Genomic DNA, 4,350 nt, shown 5'->3' on the forward strand with positions numbered 1-4,350 from the left:
GGCAGCGCGCTTTGCGGACCGTAAGGCGAGGCCGCGCGCTCGTCATAGGCGGGCGCCATGCCGTAGGCGTCCGCGGCCGGCATGAAACGGATGATCCGCCCGTCGCGGGCATCGATCACGAGCCGGCCGTCGTCGCCGCGACGGTCGATCACCGCGATGGTGTAGACGCTGCCGCGCAGGCGCGGGATGCCGAGCGGCGAGAAGCCGTTTTCGCGCAAGACCGCGTAGACCTCGGTCGACGGCAGCAACGCCGGACCGCGCTCTTCGTAGCCATGGCCGGGACCGTAGCCTTGGCCGTAACGCGGCGGCAGTGGCGGGGCGGCTTCGGGGGACGCATAGGGTCCGTCGAAATCCGACACGGCGATAGCCGCCCCTCCTGCGATACCTTTCGCGGGAACTTGCGCCAGAACCTGCCCATGCCCGGCGCTCATGGCGAGCGCCAGCGTGGCAGCAGCCACACATCCTGTGAAAAACTTCATCGTCGACACGCTCCTGTCAGGCCCCCGAATGCCTCGCGCTCTTTCGCCTCTTGCGGCGTGGCGCGCCTTTCGAAGGGCTGATCCGAAGCTTCATTTGGGATTTCGGCGCCCACAGGGCCGGATCGGGGCGCGTTTGCTTCAAAACCGGGGCCGCGCAACTTTCGGAAAGCGATTGATTGACATATCGGGAATCGGGACTTCCACGCGCTTGTGTGATAGACAAAAATTTGGCAAGGTGACGGTTAGGACAGGAAGACTGTCTCAATTTTGCTTGCGGTTCCGGCATAGGGATTGCAACGAAAGTCGGTGCTTTCGAGCACAATAAGGCAACAGGCAAAGCCGTTCTCGGGGACGAAGAACGCCTAGGCCTGAATTTAAGAAAATGCGGCTCGCAGCGGACGAGCGGTGACCCAGAGGCGGGTGCCGCGGAACGCCCAAGGTGCGCCGAAGATGGCGGTGAGGCAGCTTGCCGCATGGAGAGGATTGGAACAATGAACGGGTCGCAATTCGAGAGCGCAAACATCGTGGCAGAAGAACTGTCGGCGACGGTCGCCTCGAAAACGACCGATCCGATTCAGGAACACAATTCGCGCCCGCCAGCCGTTGGCCTCTACGATCCGAGCCTGGAAAAGGATTCCTGCGGCGTCGGCTTCATCGCCAATATCAAGGGCAAGAAGTCGCACGAGATCGTCGCGGACGCGCTGAGCATCCTGTGCAATCTCGAGCATCGCGGTGCCGTCGGCGCCGACCCGCGCGCCGGTGACGGCGCCGGCATTCTGGTGCAGATCCCGCACGCCTTCTTCAGCCGCAAGGCCGGGGAGCTCGGCTTCGCGCTGCCGGCGCCCGGCGAATACGCCATCGGCGCGCTGTTCATGCCGCGCGACACCGCATGGCGCAACGTCATCAAGAGCATCATCGCCGACCAGATCAAGGAAGAGGGCCTGACCCTGCTTGGTTGGCGCGACGTGCCGACCGACAATTCCTCGCTCGGCGTCACCGTGAAGCCGACCGAGCCGGCCTGCATGCAGGTGTTCATCGGCCGCAATGGCACCGCCAAGACCGAGGACGAGTTCGAGCGCCGGCTCTACATCCTGCGCAAGTCGATCTCACAGGCGATCTACCAGCGCCGCGACCGCGGACTTGCAGGCTATTACCCCTGCTCGATGTCCTGCCGCACCGTGATCTACAAGGGCATGTTTCTCGCCGACCAGCTCGGCAAGTACTATCCCGACCTGCACGAGAAGGATTTCGAGAGCGCGCTCGCCCTGGTGCATCAGCGCTTCTCGACCAACACCTTCCCGGCCTGGTCGCTGGCGCATCCCTATCGCATGATCGCGCACAACGGCGAGATCAACACGCTGCGCGGCAACACCAACTGGATGGCGGCGCGCCAGGCCTCGGTGAGCTCCGAGCTCTACGGCAAGGACATCAACCGGCTCTGGCCGATCTCCTACGAAGGCCAGTCGGACACCGCCTGCTTCGACAACGCGCTCGAATTCCTGGTGCAGGGCGGCTACTCGCTGCCGCACGCCGTCATGATGATGATTCCGGAGGCGTGGGCCGGCAATCCCCTGATGGATGAGAAGCGCCGCGCCTTCTACGAATATCACGCAGCGCTGATGGAGCCGTGGGACGGTCCCGCCGCGATCGCCTTCACCGACGGCCGCCAGATCGGCGCCACGCTCGACCGCAACGGCCTGCGGCCCGCGCGCTATCTCGTGACCAAGGACGACCGCATCGTGATGGCGTCCGAGATGGGCGTGCTGACGATCCCCGAAGATCAGATCATCACCAAGTGGCGGCTGCAGCCCGGGAAGATGCTGCTGGTCGACCTCGAGCAGGGCCGTCTCATTCCCGACGACGAGATCAAGGCCGAGCTCGCCAAGAGCCATCCCTACAAGGAGTGGCTGGAACGGACCCAGATCGTGCTGGAAGAGCTGCCGAAGGTGCCGACCACCGGCGTGCGCTCCAATTTGTCGCTGCTCGATCGCCAGCAGGCGTTCGGCTACAGCCAGGAAGACATCGCCATCCTGATGACGCCGATGGCGGCCACGGGCGAGGAAGCCGCGGGCTCGATGGGCAACGACACGCCGATCTCGGCGCTGTCGGACAAGGCCAAGCCGCTGTTCACCTACTTCAAGCAGAACTTTGCGCAGGTCACCAACCCGCCGATCGACCCGATCCGCGAGGAGCTGGTGATGAGCCTGGTCTCCATCATCGGACCGCGGCCGAACCTGTTCGATCTGCAGGGGCTTGCCACCACCAAGCGCCTTGAAGCGCGCCAGCCGATCCTGACCGACGCGGATCTCGAAAAGATCCGCTCGATCTCGGATGTTGCCGAGTCGCACTTCAAGTCGCGCACGCTCGACACCACCTTCCACGCCGGTCTCGGCGCGGCAGGCATGGACCAGGTGCTCGACGAGCTCTGCGCGCGCGCCGAAAGCGCGGTGCGCGAAGGCGTCAACATCATCATCCTGTCCGACCGCATGGTCGGCACCGACCGGGTTCCGATCCCGTCGCTGCTGGCCTGCGCCGCCGTGCATCATCATCTTATCCGCACCGGCCTGCGCACCTCGGTCGGTCTCGTCGTCGAGTCCGGCGAGCCGCGCGAAGTGCATCACTTCGCCTGCCTTGCCGGCTACGGCGCCGAAGCGATCAATCCTTACCTGGCGTTCGAAACCATCATCGCGATGAAGGACCGCCTGCCCGGCTCGCTCGACGATTACGAGATCGTCAAGCGCTACATCAAGTCGATCGGCAAGGGCCTTTTGAAGGTGATGTCCAAGATGGGCATCTCGACCTACCAGTCCTATTGCGGCGCGCAGATCTTCGACGCCGTCGGCCTCAAGGCCGACTTCGTCGCAAAGTTCTTCGCGGGCACGCATACCCGCGTCGAGGGCGTCGGCCTTGGCGAGATCGCCGAGGAGGCGGTGCGCCGTCATGCCGACGCGTTCGGCGAGGCGCTGGTCTACAAGGGCGCGCTCGATGTCGGCGGCGAATACGCCTATCGCAGCCGCGGCGAGGACCATGCCTGGACCGCCGAATCGGTGTCGCTGCTGCAGCACGCCGCGCGCGGCAATTCGCAGGAGCGCTATCGCGCCTTCGCAAAGATCCTCAACGAGCAGTCGGAGCGTCTGCTGACGCTGCGCGGCCTGTTCCGGATCAAGAACGCGGACGAAGAGAAGCGCAAGCCGATCCCGCTCGACCAGGTCGAGCCCGCCAAGGACATCGTCAGGCGCTTCGCCACCGGCGCGATGAGCTTCGGCTCGATCTCGCGCGAGGCCCACACCACGCTCGCGATCGCCATGAACCGGATCGGCGGCAAGTCGAATACCGGCGAAGGCGGCGAGGAAGCCGACCGCTTCAAGCCGATGCCGAACGGCGATTCCATGCGCTCGGCGATCAAGCAGGTCGCCTCGGGCCGCTTCGGCGTCACCACGGAGTATCTCGTCAACTCCGACATGATGCAGATCAAGATGGCGCAGGGCGCCAAGCCCGGCGAAGGCGGTCAGCTGCCCGGCCACAAGGTCGACGCGACCATCGCCAAGGTCCGGCACTCGACGCCGGGCGTCGGCCTGATCTCGCCGCCGCCGCACCACGACATCTACTCGATCGAGGATCTGGCGCAGCTCATCTACGACCTCAAGAACGTCAACCCGACGGGTGACGTCTCGGTCAAGCTCGTCTCCGAGATCGGCGTCGGCACGGTCGCCGCGGGCGTCGCCAAGGCGCGCGCCGACCATGTCACCATCGCGGGCTTCGAAGGCGGCACCGGCGCTTCGCCGCTGACCTCGATCAAGCATGCCGGCTCGCCGTGGGAGATCGGCCTTGCCGAAACCCACCAGACGCTGGTGCGCGAGCGGCTGCGCAG

1 protein-coding gene and 1 pseudogene are annotated in these 4,350 nt (G+C 65.1%); one reads left to right on the forward strand and one right to left on the reverse strand.

What is annotated here, in order from left to right; genetic code table 11:
* Positions 1–479, reverse strand: a pseudogene (locus tag IC66_RS0133675) (hypothetical protein); the annotation flags it as partial.
* A gap of 491 nt (positions 480–970) precedes the next feature.
* Between IC66_RS0133675 and gltB the strand changes: the two are divergent.
* On the forward strand, positions 971–4,350 hold a 3,380-nt coding region (gltB, locus tag IC66_RS0133680), incomplete at its 3' end, for a glutamate synthase large subunit (RefSeq protein ID WP_049806706.1).

The organism is Bradyrhizobium genomosp. III (genome assembly GCF_000261705.1).
In the GTDB taxonomy this organism is placed as follows: domain Bacteria; phylum Pseudomonadota; class Alphaproteobacteria; order Rhizobiales; family Xanthobacteraceae; genus Bradyrhizobium; species Bradyrhizobium ottawaense.